The sequence below is a fragment of the Enterococcus sp. AZ167 genome, from assembly GCF_051714025.1.
In the GTDB taxonomy this organism is placed as follows: domain Bacteria; phylum Bacillota; class Bacilli; order Lactobacillales; family Enterococcaceae; genus Enterococcus_D; species Enterococcus_D casseliflavus.
This window is the reverse complement of sequence record NZ_JBIORB010000001.1, coordinates 1,314,957-1,330,705: the sequence shown is the minus strand read 5'-3', so window position 1 is coordinate 1,330,705 and position 15,749 is coordinate 1,314,957. Positions and strand designations below refer to the sequence as shown.

Annotated in this window: 16 protein-coding genes; 12 read left to right on the top strand and 4 right to left on the bottom strand. The window is 44.6% G+C overall.

Annotated elements, in window-relative coordinates:
- Positions 1-103: 103 nt before the first annotated feature.
- Entirely contained in the window at positions 104-775 is a 672-nt protein-coding gene (locus tag IGJ05_RS06215; RefSeq protein WP_010747738.1) for a cyclic nucleotide-binding domain-containing protein, read from the bottom strand.
- A gap of 92 nt (positions 776-867) precedes the next feature.
- Between IGJ05_RS06215 and IGJ05_RS06210 the strand changes: the two genes are divergently transcribed.
- Both IGJ05_RS06210 and IGJ05_RS06205 read left to right on the top strand, forming a co-directional pair.
- The gene (locus IGJ05_RS06210) at positions 868-1,524 is read left to right on the top strand and encodes a YczE/YyaS/YitT family protein (protein WP_010747739.1); all 657 of its coding nucleotides are present in this window, start codon (positions 868-870) and stop codon (positions 1,522-1,524) included.
- A 109-nt stretch (positions 1,525-1,633) separates the two neighbouring features.
- Entirely contained in the window at positions 1,634-2,896 is a 1,263-nt protein-coding gene (locus tag IGJ05_RS06205) for a PTS sugar transporter subunit IIC (RefSeq protein WP_010747740.1), read from the top strand.
- Between the two features lie 56 nt (positions 2,897-2,952).
- Here the strand turns inward: IGJ05_RS06205 and IGJ05_RS06200 are convergent, their stop codons facing one another.
- From IGJ05_RS06200 to IGJ05_RS06190, 3 genes are read right to left on the bottom strand one after another with little or no spacing between them, the layout of a single operon-like run.
- Positions 2,953-3,357, bottom strand: a complete 405-nt coding sequence (locus IGJ05_RS06200; protein ID WP_034695728.1) for an arsenic metallochaperone ArsD family protein — start codon at positions 3,355-3,357, stop codon at positions 2,953-2,955.
- Positions 3,358-3,408: 51 nt separating this feature from the next.
- Entirely contained in the window at positions 3,409-4,386 is a 978-nt protein-coding gene (locus IGJ05_RS06195; RefSeq protein ID WP_010747742.1) for an ABC transporter substrate-binding protein, read from the bottom strand.
- A complete protein-coding gene (locus IGJ05_RS06190; protein ID WP_010747743.1) occupies positions 4,383-5,135 on the bottom strand; it encodes a polysaccharide deacetylase family protein in 753 nt (250 codons plus the stop codon). Before IGJ05_RS06190 ends, IGJ05_RS06195 begins: the two co-directional genes overlap by 4 nt.
- Before the next feature lie 96 nt (positions 5,136-5,231).
- On the opposite strand from IGJ05_RS06190, the gene IGJ05_RS06185 reads away from it, so the two are divergent.
- The 10 genes from IGJ05_RS06185 (at position 5,232) to IGJ05_RS06140 (ending at position 15,718) form a co-directional block, all read left to right on the top strand.
- Positions 5,232-5,951 (top strand): ABC transporter ATP-binding protein, encoded by a 720-nt coding sequence (locus IGJ05_RS06185; RefSeq protein WP_010747744.1) that lies wholly within the window; start codon positions 5,232-5,234, stop codon positions 5,949-5,951.
- Positions 5,948-6,682 carry an ABC transporter permease gene (locus IGJ05_RS06180; RefSeq protein ID WP_010747745.1) on the top strand — a complete coding sequence of 245 codons (735 nt, stop codon included), beginning with the start codon at positions 5,948-5,950 and terminating at the stop codon, positions 6,680-6,682. The genes IGJ05_RS06185 and IGJ05_RS06180 overlap by 4 nt, the downstream gene beginning before the upstream one ends.
- Positions 6,683-6,795: 113 nt before the next feature.
- A complete protein-coding gene (locus IGJ05_RS06175; RefSeq protein WP_262119114.1) occupies positions 6,796-7,029 on the top strand; it encodes a DUF1858 domain-containing protein in 234 nt (77 codons plus the stop codon).
- Entirely contained in the window at positions 7,026-8,339 is a 1,314-nt protein-coding gene (locus IGJ05_RS06170; RefSeq protein ID WP_010747747.1) for a DUF438 domain-containing protein, read from the top strand. The genes IGJ05_RS06175 and IGJ05_RS06170 overlap by 4 nt, the downstream gene beginning before the upstream one ends.
- Before the next feature lie 216 nt (positions 8,340-8,555).
- A complete protein-coding gene (locus IGJ05_RS06165; protein ID WP_010747748.1) occupies positions 8,556-9,377 on the top strand; it encodes a PRD domain-containing protein in 822 nt (273 codons plus the stop codon).
- A 111-nt stretch (positions 9,378-9,488) separates the two neighbouring features.
- A complete protein-coding gene (locus tag IGJ05_RS06160) occupies positions 9,489-11,423 on the top strand; it encodes a beta-glucoside-specific PTS transporter subunit IIABC (RefSeq protein WP_010747749.1) in 1,935 nt (644 codons plus the stop codon).
- 13 nt (positions 11,424-11,436) lie between these two features.
- Positions 11,437-12,924, top strand: a complete 1,488-nt coding sequence (locus IGJ05_RS06155) for a sulfatase-like hydrolase/transferase (RefSeq protein WP_010747750.1) — start codon at positions 11,437-11,439, stop codon at positions 12,922-12,924.
- Positions 12,925-12,953: 29 nt separating this feature from the next.
- Entirely contained in the window at positions 12,954-14,066 is a 1,113-nt protein-coding gene (locus IGJ05_RS06150; protein ID WP_010747751.1) for a radical SAM/SPASM domain-containing protein, read from the top strand.
- Complete coding sequence (locus IGJ05_RS06145; protein ID WP_010747752.1) at positions 14,063-14,839, top strand: sulfite exporter TauE/SafE family protein; 777 nt, start codon at positions 14,063-14,065, stop codon at positions 14,837-14,839. The genes IGJ05_RS06150 and IGJ05_RS06145 overlap by 4 nt, the downstream gene beginning before the upstream one ends.
- Positions 14,840-14,854: 15 nt before the next feature.
- Positions 14,855-15,718: a formylglycine-generating enzyme family protein gene (locus IGJ05_RS06140; RefSeq protein ID WP_010747753.1), complete on the top strand. Its 864-nt coding sequence runs from the start codon at positions 14,855-14,857 to the stop codon at positions 15,716-15,718.
- Positions 15,719-15,749: the final 31 nt, after the last annotated feature.

Sequence of the window (15,749 nt, the reverse complement as noted above, 5' to 3'; positions counted from 1 at the left end):
ACAGCAAACAGTTGGTTTTTCTTGTTGCACCCCCAAGAGTCAGCTTTTTCTCTGGCTTTTAGGGGGGCATCATACCAACTATTTTGCTGTCGTTATTTGCTTGTTACTGCTTTTGTTGGTTTTGGATAAAGGTCTGCAGCGCAGGCGCATCGATCCGATAGCCGTCTGCAGTTTTTGTGACTAGTTTTTGCGTTTTGAAATCTTTTAAGGTATACGTTAAATGGCGATAGCTCACGCCTAAGTATTCTGCGGTCTCCGTCAATTTTTCTTGAAAAAGATCATCGATCGAAGCTTCCAACAGTAGATGAGCAAGGCGCCAAGCTAAGGGATAGGTTTGATTGACGGAAAAATGATCCATACGCAGCAGCAATTTTTCACCGATAGTTTTGCCTAGTGTTTGTACGAAAGCCAGGTCTTGCATGAGCCCGTGAGCTGCTGCTTGCATCGGAATGCCCAGACATGTTGTTTCACCGATCGCAACCACGGTTTTCGGTACTGTTTCGGCGCCAATCAACGTGAGATCGCCAATGCAATCACCAGGATGGAGAAACTGCAGCAAGGCACGTTTGCCGTTTTCTTGTGTTTGAATGATCTTGGCTTTGCCAGTCAATAGGACGAAAAAGACCGACATCGGCACCGTTTCTTTTTGGATCGCTTCTCGATGATCAAAGGTCCAGAGGGCACTTTGTTGTAAAATCTCCTCAGGAATCGGCAAAGGGCAGTTTTCTTTGATTGGTACCTGCTTTATTGCCAAGGCATAAGCGGTTTTTTTCACTTTTTTCCTCCGAACTAGGAGAAATCTCCTATTTGTTTTTAGCCAGTATAGCACATACTTAGAAAAGCAAAAAAGAAAGTGTGGGAGAAAAAATGAATAAAAAGCAATGGATAGGATCAGGGATTTTTTATGGGCTGAGTGCATTCGGGATCAGCTTGACCATTAAAGCAAGCGTTGGGGTCAGTAGTTTTAATGCCTTGAATGTTACGCTGGCAACGATGTCAGGAATCAAAGTCGGCACCATCACAACAGCCATCAACTTGGGCTTTTTAGCTGCCTGTTGGCTATTGGATCGGCGGCAGACATCCCTCAAACAAAAAGGCAGTGAGTACTTGATTATGTTTTTCGCTTTGCTGGCATTCGGCTATTTGATCAATGGCTTTGTTTACTACTTCTTGGCATCACTGCACTTGACGAATTATTGGAGCCAACTAGCTGCTTTGATCGGTGGGATCTTGATTTCTGGAACGGCGACGGGGCAAGTCCTACGGTTGCAGGTCTTGAAATTTCCAATCGAGCACTGGTGTCATTTGCTGGCGCAACGCAGTCGTTGGACATTTAAGCAGTACCGTTATGGCGTTGATGCAGTCTGTATTTCGGGGGCACTCTTGCTAGCGATCAGTTTGGGCTTACCGCTAGCGGTGAGGGAAGGGACGGTCATTAGTTTCTTTTTGCTGTCAGGTGCTATCGCTTGGTCGAAGGAACGTGATTTGGCAGCGGCTTTACCCATTTGGCAAAGAAACAGTTAGCCAGTAGTATTCTTGGAATTGGGAAGGCGTCGAGTGTTCTAAAAATGCAGAAAGCGTTTTTTATGCTACTCTTATTAAAAAAGCGAGATATTTAGTAGGAGGAGACAGGATGAATCGGTTGATTGAAGGGTTTCAGGAAAATTTTGCACCAAAATTGGTTAGGATCAGTGAAAATCGGTTTTTAGTTGCCGTGCGCAACGGAGTCGCCGTTACGATGCCGCTGACGATAATCGGCAGTCTCTTTTTGATTTTAGCCAATCTGCCTTTTCCTGGCTGGACCGAGTTTGTCGGGGAATTTGGCGTCAAACTAGGCGCCGCCAGCAATTTTACATTTGGAATTTTGGGACTGGCCGCTTGTATCGGGATCGCCTACTATTTGGCGGCTTCGTATGAGATCGATCGGATCGGTTCTGTCGTGTTGGCAGTCTGCGCGTTTTTGCTGCTGCAGGCGGGGGAAGAATGGACGATCGATCCAGCTTCTTTGGGGGCGTCTGGTCTGTTTACAGGAATCGTCACGGCGATTGCGACAGTAGTGATCCATCGCTTTTTTCTCAAGCACCGCTTAGTGATTCGGATGCCAGCAGAAGTGCCGCCCGCAGTTGCCAAGAGTTTTTCGGTCTTGCTTCCCGGAGCTGCCATCATCACGGGTGCCTGGGTGATTCGGGTCTTATTGGAATTTAATGTCAATCAATTCGTGCAAGCCATCTTTTCACCGCTGGCAGTTGGTCTAAACACATTGCCTGGGATGCTGTTGTATACCTTTTTGATTTTGTTGCTTTGGTGTTTAGGGATTCATGGCAGCAATGTGATGGGGAGTATCGGCGATCCGATTTTTCTAGCTTTATTAGCAGCCAATACCGAAGCCTACACTGCAGGCGAACCGTTACCGAACATTTTTGCAGGCGGGTTTTATATCATGTTTTTGTGCTATGGAGGCACTGGTTCAACACTGGGGCTGATCATCAACATGTTAGTTTCAAAGAAAAAAGCCTATCGTTCCCTAGGGAAGATGGCTTTGCCCTCTGCTATTTTTTGTATCAATGAGCCAATCATTTTTGGGTTTCCGATCGTGATGAACCCTATTATGATGATTCCTTTCATCCTGACCCCCCTTGTATTATGTGTCGGAACGTATTTCTTGTCGGTCACCAATGTCATTGGGCGAATCATGTTCAATCCACCGTGGACCACACCGCCCTTTATCAATACTTACCTTGCAACCGGCGGCAATATCCCTGCTGTTCTTTGGAGTATCGCTTCCTTACTGATTAGTGTGGCGATCTACTATCCATTCTTTAAAATCAGCGAACGAAGTTTAACGGAAGAAGAAAAAGGCGTTACCGACGCAGTTGCCGCGAAGGGGGAGAACTAAACGCTTATGATTGGCTCGTGGTGCGTTGTTTTGTCTGGCGAAGAAAACAGTGGCTGCTACTCATCAAATTGCACAGTGATCCCAGATTTCGTCAATTGTTCCCATTCACGGATCGTTGGCAAGCGACCGTGGCAAAATAGCTGATCGTCGACATAAACGAGTGGCAGACAGCTGCGGCCATTGCTTGCTAATTGCTGCCTGACGGCTTGATTCGTATGAAAAGGGGCAGAATCTTCTGTAAAGAAGTATTCGTCGATCGTTAAAGGTTCGTTATGGAATGTTTGATGAGCCTGGGTTCTTTCTTCATTTATTTTTAACTGGTGAGTCAAGTGTGCTTCCCAAGTATCTTCTTTCTGGTCGGCATAAACCGCAATCATTGGCATTGCATCAAATCCTTTCCTGGCAGCTGATTTGTCAAAAGTATACCTGAATTTCTTGCCACGAGCAAAAAAGAGTATCAAAAAGAAGTGAAACAACAAAAAAAGACGCAAATGCGTCTTTTTTGTTGTTTCTTATTCGTCAGCGGGTAAAAAATCGAAATTGGTCAACTCGTTGTAAGAATACGCTTGGTCGATTTGACCCTTGTCTTTCGTCCAAGCAATGATTGCGTCGAATTGCTCTTGCGGCACTGCCTGGGCATACGGATAGTCTTCCTGGCTGTCTAAGTAAGTACTCATAGCATCGGGAAATTGATAGTCTGCCAAGATGTCGGCATAGTCTTTTGCTGAATGAGCATTCATGTAATCGATGGCTTCGTTGTAAGCAGTGTAGAATGCTTTTAGGTCTTGCGGGCGATTTTGGATAACTTCGTCCATAAATTGCAGTGTGCCGCCTTTGATGCCAGCATCTTTAGAGCTGCCTAAAACAATCGCCCCTTGGGCAGCCAACATGCTGGCTTGCGGTTCCGTATAAACAGCGCCATCGACTTGGTCATTGAGCAATGCTTCGGAACGGGCAGAAAAAGAAGCGATATCCACGATGTCATAGGTAAAATCATTTTCCTGTGCAAATTGGTCCATGATGTATTCTAAAATGAAATTCGGTACAAGGGTGATTTTTTTATCCGCTAACCCTTTCATCTCAGTGATCCCTGAATTCGGTGAAGCGAGAATCTTGAAGTTTTCCAAAATATCAGAAGTGATCGTCATATCGATGCCGTTTTGCTTAAAGGTCGCTTCTGTCATGACATCGCTGATGGTACCATCCAGCTCGCCTGCCTGCACCGCCACATTGCGGTCATTCGGGGAAGTGAAGGATTTGAGTTCCACAGTCAATCCTTGCTTTTCGAAAAAGCCTTCTTCTTTTGCTAGAATGATCGGAATCGCTGATTCAGCTGGTAACACCCCGATCGTCAATGGTTGATCTGTGACCGCAGCTTCTGTACTGCTAGTGCTGGAATTGCTGGTACTTGCTGTTTCGCCAGTGTTACCGCATGCGGCAGCGCCAACAGCGAATAGTGCTAGGATACTTGCTAAAATCGTTTTTTTCATTGGTTCATTTCCTCGTTTCTAAATCGTTGTTCAAAAGCAGCCATTGGTAGTGAGAACGGGATGACTGCCCGATGGAGTTCCATTGGCTTGGTTTGTGCCGTGTTGATACCTGGTTTGGTGGTAAATGCTAGAACAAAGCCTTCCTTTTCCAAGGTAGCGATCGTCTGCGGATCATAAAAACCAAAGGGATAGGCAAAAACATCCTTGATGGCCACGTGCTGATTGCAGCTTCGTAAGTCTTGCGCAAAGGCTGCTGGTGTTTCCCACATTGAACGCCCTTGCTGGTCCTTGCGTTCGTGAAAATGATCGGTATGGTTGGCATACTCGAAGACATCGCTCATTTCGGCTAATTCGGAGCCGCTCAATGTCCGCGAAACTTCTGGCTCGTAAGGCTGAGGGGCATCAAAAAGCCAGCCAGTCACGACAAAGGCTGTTGCCTTGAAACCAGCTTCTTTCAACAGTGGGTAGGCATATTCTTTCATCGATTGATAGCAGTCGTCAAAGGTCAGCAACACGGATTTTTCTGGTAGCGGCTGCTGCTGGAAATAAAAATCTTTGACTTCTGCAAGGGTCAACGTATGGTAATTTTCTGCTTTCAAAAAGTCGATTTGTTGTTTAAAATGAGAAGTGCTATTGAATAAGGGCAGAGGCAAGGCATCTTGATACCCGTCTGCGACTTTGATCGGGCGGACCTGATCATAAAGTTCTGCTTCGGGACGTATTTCATGAAATACGAGGGTCTGAAACATCATAAACCATCCTTTCTTGTCAATCACGCAAAAAATAGTATAGCATAAAATGTGAAAACCAACACAAATAATTTGAAGAAAGAAGTTTATTCTCTGATGAGTATTCTATTCGATTCCGTTTCCTTTACCTATGGAGACACCGCCATTTTTAAAAACCTTTCGTTTTGTTTTGAACAAGGCGCGACTTATGTGCTGCTGGGAGAATCGGGGATTGGCAAAAGCACGCTTTTATCCTTGATCAAAGGGTTGCAGCGACCGCAATCGGGCACGATCACTTACCAAGGCTGTTCCCCTGACAACATCGAGGTCGTTTTCCAAGAACTGCATTTGTTTCCTTGGCAAACAGTCTACCAAGCACTGGAAATGCCGCTGATTATCAATCAAACCCCTAGTGAGCGCCGTAAAAAACGGGTCGCCAGCTGTTTGGCTGAGTTGGGATTGACGCAGGTGCAGGACCGCTATCCGCATCAGCTTAGCGGCGGTCAAAAACAGCGGGCCGCCATGGGGCGGGGGCTGATCACACAGCCCGATGTTTTATTATTGGATGAGCCGACTGCTTCGCTGGACCAAGAAACCAAAGCAAACGCCCAAGCCATGATCGCTGCCCAACAGCAGCGCAGACAAAACAGCTTGATCGTGGTGACCCACGATCCAGAAGAGGCAGTGTTTTTGGGGCAGACGATTTTGCTGCTAAAAGATCAGGGCGTTACGCCGATCAGTAATCCATTTTACGGCAGCCAGCAGGAACGAGATTCGTTGGCTTTTTATGAAGTCGTCTTGCAGTTGAAAGAACAAATGAGGGAGGCGAGGCAATGAAACCCATCAAATCTTTTGCTTGGGGCTTCTGTTCGTTTGTCGTGGTTTGGTGGGGCGTAAGCTGGGTGACCAACAATCGCTCACTGCCTAATCCTTTAGAAACGGCCGAACGTTTTTGGGCACTGCGAGAAGTCTTACTGATCCACGCAGGTGCCAGTTTGCTGCGGGTATTTGCGGCGTTGAGTGGGGCGTTGCTAGTCGGGGTGCCGTTAGGAATCTTGATTGGGCGATCCCAAAGAGTGGATCGGCTGCTTGGTCCACTGCTTTACTTTTTATATCCGATTCCTAAAGTTGCGTTTTTACCCGTCTTTATGATTTTCTTTGGCTTAGGCAATCTCTCAAAAATTCTCTTGATTTTTGCGGTGATCGTCATTCAAGTGATCGTCTCGATTCGTGATGCAGTCACGAAGATCCCACCAGCGTATTTTCAGGTCATGAAAAATTATACCAACCAATGGCGCCATGTCTTGCGCTTCGTTATTTTGCCCGCGCTCATGCCCGCGCTTTTTGCCAGTGTGCGGGTCAGTATCGGGATCGCGTTGGCTTCCCTCTTTTTTGCCGAAAATTATAACACGACGTATGGTGTCGGCTATCTGATCTTAAGTGCGTGGTCAAAAATGGACTACCCACAAATGCTTTCGGGTATCCTCCTGATTGCTTTGATGGGCTATCTGCTTTTTGCCAGTATCGATTTGTTGGAAAAAGTGGTGTGCCGTTACCGACAATCTTAGAAAAAAATGATCGATTGATGAATGTTTGCGGCAGTTCGTGTATTTTTGAACAAAATGATTTATACTAAGGATATCTTATTGAGAATCATTCTCACTGAAAGGAAGACCTTACTATGAAAGAAATCGATCTGTCAAAAACGCTCTATGAACTTGTGGCACAATACCCTGAAATACAAGAAATCATGAGTCAACTAGGGTTTACGGCGATCAATCAACCAGGGATGCTGCAAATTGCTGGACGTTATATGACGATACCCAAAGGTGCTCAGATGAAGAAGATCCCCTTGGAAATGGTTTGTCTCGCTTTCGAAAAGCAAGGGTTTCTTGTGAAAGGAGCGACGAAATGAAAACTAACAGTCAAAGACAAGAACGGATCGTCGAAATACTGAGTTTGCTTCACCAAGGCGGTTCCTTTGAAGAGGCTAAACGCTTGTTTAACGAAGAATTTGATGGTGTGGATGTGACGGAGATCACTGCTGCTGAAAAAGCTTTGATCCAAACGGGGTTGGACCCTTCTGAGATTCAGCGTTTGTGCAATATTCATGCTGCTGTTTTCAAAGGATCGATCAATGAGATCCATGACTCCAATGAAGAATATGGGCAACCAGGCCATCCTGTTCATACCCTTAAATTGGAGAACCAAGTCCTGCAATCCTTGTTGACCGATGAGATCGACAGCCTCTTAGCCAAAATCAAAACCGGTGATTGGACGCCTAAAAAGCGTCTACAAGCTGCCTGCAATGATTTAATGCAGATTGACAAACACTATGCGCGAAAAGAAACGTTGATTTTTTCTTACATGGAGAAGTACGGCATCACTGCGCCGCCAAAAGTGATGTGGGGTGTTGATGATGATATTCGGGTTATGATCAAAGCGCTCAATGAGCTTTTGGCATCCGAAAAAGCTGCCTATAATCCAATTGCTGTCCAATGGGAAGCAGTCAAAAACGAGATCGAAGAGATGATTTTCAAAGAAGAAGAAATCATGGTGCCCATGACGCTGGATGTCTTCAGTCTTAAAGATTGGGAACAAATTGCGGCTGACAGTTTTGACATCGGCTTTGCCTTTATCCCAGAACCGCTTCCTTGGAAACCGAGCCAAGAATCCCTTGAAAAGGAACTGGCGGCAGAACCCGCACGGCAAGCGGCGATCAAACAAGCCCAAGAAACAACCGCTGGCATCGCAGCCGGTTTAGGATTCAATGACTTTCAAGTCACAGAACCGGAAGATTCGCCGCAAATTGCTGAACAGCCGACCGTTTCATTGCCTACTGGTAATCTGCAATTTGAGCAATTGGTGGCCATTTTTCAAACGTTGCCAGTGGACTTGACCTTTGTAGATAGTGAAGAGCGGGTGCGCTTTTATTCAGAAGGCAAGAGTCGCGTCTTTCCACGAACGAATTCGGTTTTAGGTCGTGAAGTCGTCAACTGCCATCCACCGAAAAGCATGCATCTCGTGCAACAGATTTTGGATGATTTTCGAGCGGGTACCAGGGAGACAGCAGAATTTTGGATCGATATGCGGGGCCGTAAAATCTATATTCGCTACTTTGCATTAAAAAATGAAGCAGGCATCTATTTAGGTTGTCTAGAAGTCACGCAAGACATTACAAAGATCCAAAAAATCGAAGGGCAAAGCCGGTTGTTGGATCAGTGAGCAGTTTGGAGAAAGGCTGATCCGTGTCTATTTGAAACGAAGCAAAAAAAAAGAAAAATCAATAAAACGCTTGCAACGTTTCTAGAAAAATAGTATAGTAAAGGCAATCAAATGGGTAGTTACTGATAATGCAGGCTATACCTTTTTACGTGTGTATGGATCCTACACATGTATTAAGGTATCGCCTTTTTTCATTTTAAGGAGGTGAGAAGCGTCTTGAAGATCAAAAAAATCTTAAACAACAATGCAGTTTTGGTCGGACAAGATGGCAAAGATTTTATCTGGATCGGTACCGGCCTTGGCTTCAAAATGAAACCAGGACAAACCGCCGATGAATCAAAAATTGAAAAAGTGTTTGTGCTTCATAAGAAATCCTCTGATCGTTTGATGGAATTGCTAGAGAATATTCCAATCCAATATGCGTCTCTTGCGGATGATATTATCCGTTATGGAAAGCAAGTCATTTCCTACCAATTAAGTGATTCCATTTACATCTCTTTGACGGATCACATCTATAATTTGATTCGCTTGAAAGAAGAAGGGATCAGCATCAACAATCGCTTGACTTGGGAAATCAAGCGTTTCTATCCCAACGAGTATGCAGTAGGAGAGCATGCGGTTCGATTGATTGAAAGCAAAACGCAATTCTCCCTAAATGAGGCAGAGATCAGTAATATCGCCATGCATTTTATTAATGCGCAAATCAATGACGATTCAGAGAAGATGGAAGATATCGAATTGCTGACACAAAAAATCAAAGACATTATTTCACTTATTCGTATTCACAATCGTGTGCACATTGATGAGAATAGTTTAGCTTTCGATCGCTTCGTCACCCATTTGAGATTCTTTTTTAAACGGATTGAAAACAAGGAAATCGTTGAAGGCGTCGGGAATCCTCTGTTAGTCCACGTGATTGATAAATATCCTAAAGCCTATGAAACCACCCGTTTGATTGGCGAATATTTAAATAAAACATTATATGACGATGAACAATTGTATTTAACGCTTCATGTACAAAAATTGATCGATCAATAATTCAAGGTGTTACTGGTAAAGCAGGCAAGACTTGACAAGGCTACAAGAAATGTAGTGTTGTTTGGTCTTGCCTTTTTTATTGGTTGTATAGTAGAGAAAGGAATGAATGAGATGCAATACCAAGAATTGAATGAACAAATTTTAAAGAATATCGGCGGAAAAGAAAACATTGCTGGATTGACGCATTGTATTACCCGTCTTCGGTTTAAACTTAAAGATGAATCAAAAGCCCAGACCCAAACGATCAAAAATTTGCCGGGGGTTGTCACCGTCGTCCAAAGTGGGGGACAATATCAAGTAGTTATCGGAAATCACGTAGGAGAAGTTTACAAAGAATTTACGGACATGATCGATATGAATACGGAAGAAACTTCTGGGCAAGAGGAAGAACCAAAAGGTATTTTAAACCGATTTATCGATATTGTCGCTGGTATTTTTACACCGATCATCAATGTCTTGATGGCAGCAGGGATGATCAAAGGGTTACTTGCTTTATTGACAACATTTGAAGTGCTGGATAAAGCATCAGGGACGTATTTGATTTTAAATGCGACAGGGGATGGATTGTTTTATTTCTTCCCACTCTTTCTAGGGTACACTGCTTCGAAAAAATTTGGGGGTAAACCCTTTATCGGAATGGCGATCGGGGCAGCATTAGTTTATCCGACGATCGTAGCAGCAAATGGCGGAAGCGAAGCGATGTATACCTTATTTGCAGGTTCTGTCTTAGAATCTCCAATCTATATTACTTTTCTTGGAATCCCTGTTATATTGATGAGCTATACTTCAAGCGTGATCCCGATTATTGCAGCTACTTATTTGGCATCAAAACTAGAAGCTTTCTTTTCTTTATTGATTCCACGAGCAGTGCGGAGTTTCTTTGTTTCTTTTCTGACCTTGATCATCACAGTGCCATTAGTCTTTCTAATCGTTGGACCGATTACTACTTGGGCAGGATTATTATTAGGGCAAGCATTGTCAGCTGCTTACGAGTTTAGTCCGATTATCGCGGGTATTGTTATCGGTGGATTTTGGCAAGTCTTCATTATGTTTGGCCTGCATTGGGGCTTTGTGCCGATCGCTTTGAACAACTATGCCACACTAGGGTACGATGTCGTGATGATGGCTGGTCTGGCAACACCTGTGGCGATGGCGGGAGTCACCCTCGCAATCTTTTTGAAAACTAGAAACAAAAAATTAAAAGAAATTGCCTTCCCTGCTTTTCTTTCGGCAATCTTTGGTATCACGGAGCCGGCACTGTATGGGGTAACCTTACCAAGGAAAAAAGCATTTTATACTACCTCCATCGCAGTCGCTGTTGCAGGAGGAATCATGGGATTGTTCAAAACGAGAGTCTATATCAATGGTGGGACAGGTATTTTCGCTTTACCACGATTTATTCACCCAGAAAATGGCATTGATAACAGCTTTATCGGGTTTGCCTTAGCTAGTGCCGTTGCCTTTGCATTAGGATTTTTGATCACGTTCTTTTATGCCTATAATCCTAAAAGTGATGACGAACCAACTAGTGAAGGAACTCAGGAAAAAAACGTGGAGCCATCGACACTGAATCATGAACTTGGACAAACTGTTCTCTATGATTTAGCAACACCAGTTAGAGGAACGATCATCCCACTAAAAGAAGTAAAAGACGAAGCGTTTTCCAGTGGATTGTTAGGGAAGGGATTAGCTGTCATTCCGTCAGAAGGAATGGTCTATGCACCAGCAGATGGAATCGTTTCAACACTTTTTCCGACAAATCATGCTGTGGGAATCACGACCGCAGATGGTGTTGAAGTTCTGATTCATGTAGGGATGGATACAGTGAATTTGAAAGGACAGTATTTCCAACCAGCCGTTGCCCAAGGAGACTCAGTAACGAAGGGACAATTACTTTTGAGTTTTGATAAAGACGCATTGGAAAAAGAAGGCTATTCCATCGTGACACCGATTATTATTTCAAACACGGCGGATTACCTAGATATTGTTGAAACAGACAAACAAGATGTTGAAAAACAAGATACCTTATTAACGGTCATTGGTTAGGAGGAAAGACAAGTTGAAAAAAAATATCTTTTTATTCGTAGCAGATCAGATGAGAAATGACGCACTCGCACATATGGGGAATCCCGCATCAATCACCCCTAACTTTGATGAACTGGCAGAAGAAGGGGTTTCATTTGAAAATGCCTACTGCCAAAACCCTGTCTGTGTGCCTTCTAGAAATAGTTTTCTGACAGGTTTTTATCCACATGTCAATGGGCATCGAACGATGCACTATTTGCAAAGAGAAGATGAACCCAATATTTTGAAAGAAATGAAGAATCAAGGCTATGAAGTCATCTGGATCGGCAGAAATGATGTGGTTCCAGGTGATAAACCAAAAACAGACTATTGTGATGAATATTATGACGGTGTGGTAGACGAAAACACTCGGGATGCTCAAAATAGTGAAGTCAATCATTCTGCTGATATGAACGAAGCCAGTAAACAGCTGTACGACCAGATGCTTTCAGGAGATACGTATTATTCATTTTATATGGGAAAATTACCAGACAGTGAGGGCTATGGCAAAACGGACTGGAATTGTGTGAAAAAGGCGTTGGACTATCTTGAACGCCGCAGTCAGGAAAAGACAGACAAACCATTTTTCGTTTATTGTACGATCTCATTCCCGCATCCACCCTATGCTTGCGAAGATCCATGGTATTCGAGTATTGATCGTCAGAAACTGCCGAAACGCCGGCCGAATATCAAAGATATTCCTAACAAAGCCTCAATGCTGTATGGCATCAATGAGAAACAGAATTTGAACGGTTGGACAGAAGAGCGTTTTGATGAATTACGAGCTACCTATTTAGCAATGGTTTCGCGTTTTGATCATCAACTGGGCATGATCAAAGAGAAGCTGCGTGAAACAGGCTTTTATGATGAAACAAACCTCATTGTTTTCAGTGACCATGGAGACTATACTGGTGACTACACGATCACTGAAAAAGTCCAAAACTGTTTTGAAGAGCCGATCACGAATGTCCCATTGGTCATCAAACCTGCTAAAACGATTGAAAGTGTGCCGCGAATCACCAAAGCACAAGCGGAACTGCTAGATTTACCAGCAACGATCGCCGAACTGGCTGAGTTCGATCTTTCCTATACACAATTTGGAAAATCATTGGTTCCTGTGATCGAAGGAGCCGAAGAGCACAAAGATGCTGTTTTTTGCGAAGGCGGACGCATTCATGGCGAGACACAAGCGATGGAGCTGGGGCATGGACCGAAATCTCCGTATTGGCCGCGGCTTGCGACACAGTATAGCGAAGGTCCGGAACATACAAAAGCAGTTATGTGCAAGATGGGAAACTATAAATATGTGATGCGTCTTTATGAGCATGACGAATTATATGATTTGGAAAAAGACCCAATGGAAATCAAAAACTTGGCGCTAGAAAAAGAATACGCCGAAATTGTCGAGAAAATGAAACAACGCGTTACTCGTTTTTATATGGAAACGACTGATTTTGTTCCGATGAAACGGGACAAACGCTAAATAAGTAAAAAAAGAATCGAGGCCTCCACATGAAACACATCTCCGTATTGATCAAGCCAGCATCCTCTCTTTGCAATCTGCGCTGCACCTATTGCTTTTATGCTAACGTCAGTTCCTTGCGCGAAGTGCGTTCCTTTGGCAAAATGAAAGAGGATGTAATGGAAAAGATGATTGCAAACATTTATGTAGACTTAGAAGCTGGCGATCATTTGACGTTGGCATTTCAAGGCGGAGAGCCGACGATGGCGGGGCTGAGTTATTTTAGAAAACTAACGGCTTATGTTGCGGCGCAAAAAAAGCAAGTGACAGTACACTATGCGATCCAGACCAACGGCATGGTGATCAATGACAAGTGGTGTCGTTTTTTGAAAGAGCATCGCTTTTTAGTCGGGCTGTCGATCGATGGGCATCCGCTTGCGCACGATCGGCATCGATTAGACGCCAAAGGGCGGGGGACCTTTGCTAGGGTTTTACAGACCAAGCGGTTATTGGATGCCTATCAGATCGAGTACAATGTCTTGTGCGTGTTGACAAATCCGTTAGCAAAGGAAGCCCAGCGTGTGTTTGACTTTCTCAAGGAAGAGCAGATTGCCTTTGTGCAATTCATTCCTTGTTTGGCTGATTTGGATGCCACATCAACCAACGACTATGCCTTGACACCAAGAAGCTTTGCTGGCTTTTATCAGCAGCTGTTGGCGTTTTGGCTGCAGGAATTGAAGCAAGGGCGCTACCTAAGTATCAAGCTGTTCGATGATTTACTGAATCTATTGGTGCGGCAGCAAGTAACTGCCTGCGGGATTCTAGGCAATTGCCAAGTGCAGTATGTGATCGAAGCCGACGGCAGTGTCTATCCTTGTGACTTTTATGTATTAGATGAGTTTCGCATGGGCTATATCCAAGAGCAAACGTTACGGGAATTGTTTTCTCAAGACTGTTCGCAGCAGTTTTTGTGCCAGAAAAAAGACATGCCTTCGAAGTGTACGCAATGTCCTTTCCAAAAAATGTGCCGAGGAGGCTGTAAACGAATGAAAGATGCAATGTACGTGGATAGTGAGGGTTTTTGCGGTTATCAGGAGCTGTTAAAAGACTTCACACCTAGAATCAATGAGATACTGGGGCTTTTGCAAGGGGTGAGACAATGATCGGACTGATTTATTTTCTCGTGATCGTCTTAGCAAATGCCGTAGGGGCAGTTTCGGGCATGGGGGGCGGCGTGCTGATCAAACCGATTTTCGATTTTATCGGCGCCCATTCTGTTGCTGCGATCTCTTTTTACTCGGCGACAGCGGTCTTCACGATGTCCATCGTTTCGACAGCTAGACAATTAGCCAGTGGACGGAAAATCAATTGGTCGATTGCCTTGTGGGTTTCTGGCGGCGCTGTGTTAGGCGGTGTTTTAGGCAATGTTGCCTTTGAACGGTTATTGCTGGTCTTTCGAGATGACAAGATGGTTCAGCTGATCCAAATCCTTGTGACCGTGCTAACACTATTGTTTGCTTTTTTGTATACAAAATATAACTGGCGTGGGTTTGCGCTGGAAAAAGTCGGCTGGTATGCAGCTTGTGGCTTGATTCTCGGCTTTCTAGCCAGTTTGCTGGGGATCGGCGGCGGACCCATCAATGTTTCTTTATTGATGCTGCTGTTTGCCATGCCGATCAAAGAGGCGACGATTTATTCAATTTGTACGATTTTTTTCTCACAGCTGGCAAAAATTTTGACGATCGCTTTTTCGACAGGTTTTGGTGCGTATGATCTGCAAATTTTGTGGTTTGTTATTCCAGCCGCGATCGTGGGAGGACTATTAGGCGCCAAGGCCAGCAACGTCCTGTCACCGCAGCGAGTGACACTGGTATTTCAAACTGTGATCGTGCTGGTGTTATTGATCAATCTGTACAATGGCTATCAATTATTGTAAAAAGGAGGCAAACAGATGCCCACGATTCCAGCAGGAACTTATCGAATCGGCACGAATACGATGGACGGCTTTGCCGAGGATCTTGAGGGACCGCAAATCAGCCTCGACAGCCCAGCATTTGCCATTGATGCCACGACGGTGACGAACCAAGCTTTCCAAGTTTTTGTGGAAGCAACAGGATATGTCACAGAAGCCGAGCGCTTTGGCTGGTCGTTCGTTTTTCACTATTTTTTAAGTGAGCAAACGAAACACCGCAGTCAAAAGGTACCAAATATGGCTTGGTGGTACGCGGTTAGCGGCGCAGATTGGCGTCATCCTGAAGGACCTGATTCAACGATTGCCCAGCGGATGGATCACCCAGTGGTTCAGGTGTCTCGCAACGATGCGATCGCCTATTGCCAATGGGCAAAAAAACGCCTCCCGACAGAAGCAGAGTGGGAGATCGCTGCAAAAGGCGGGACAAGTTTTGAAAAATATCCTTGGGGAAGGGAATTTTTGGCAGAAAATACCTATCATTGCAATATTTGGCAAGGAGAGTTTCCAAAAAGCAACACGCGAGCAGATGGCTTTGCCAATACAGCGCCAGCGAAATGGTATGAGCCCAACGGTTTTGGTCTGTATCAAATGATCGGCAACGTCTGGGAATGGTGCGTCAATCCTGCCCGCATCCCGCTGACACAGTTTCAACAACAGACGGGACAAACCTTTTGGGCAAGGAATCAAACACAAGATGATCAACTGTATGCGACTCGCGGTGGTTCGTTTTTGTGCCACGAATCCTATTGCAAACGATACCGAATTGCCGCTAGAAATGGTAATTCTGGGATGTCGGCAGCCAATAATTTAGGGTTTCGGTGTGTCAAAGACTTGGATCAGTAAACCGATAAAAGCAAAAGCGGCACCTATTCAC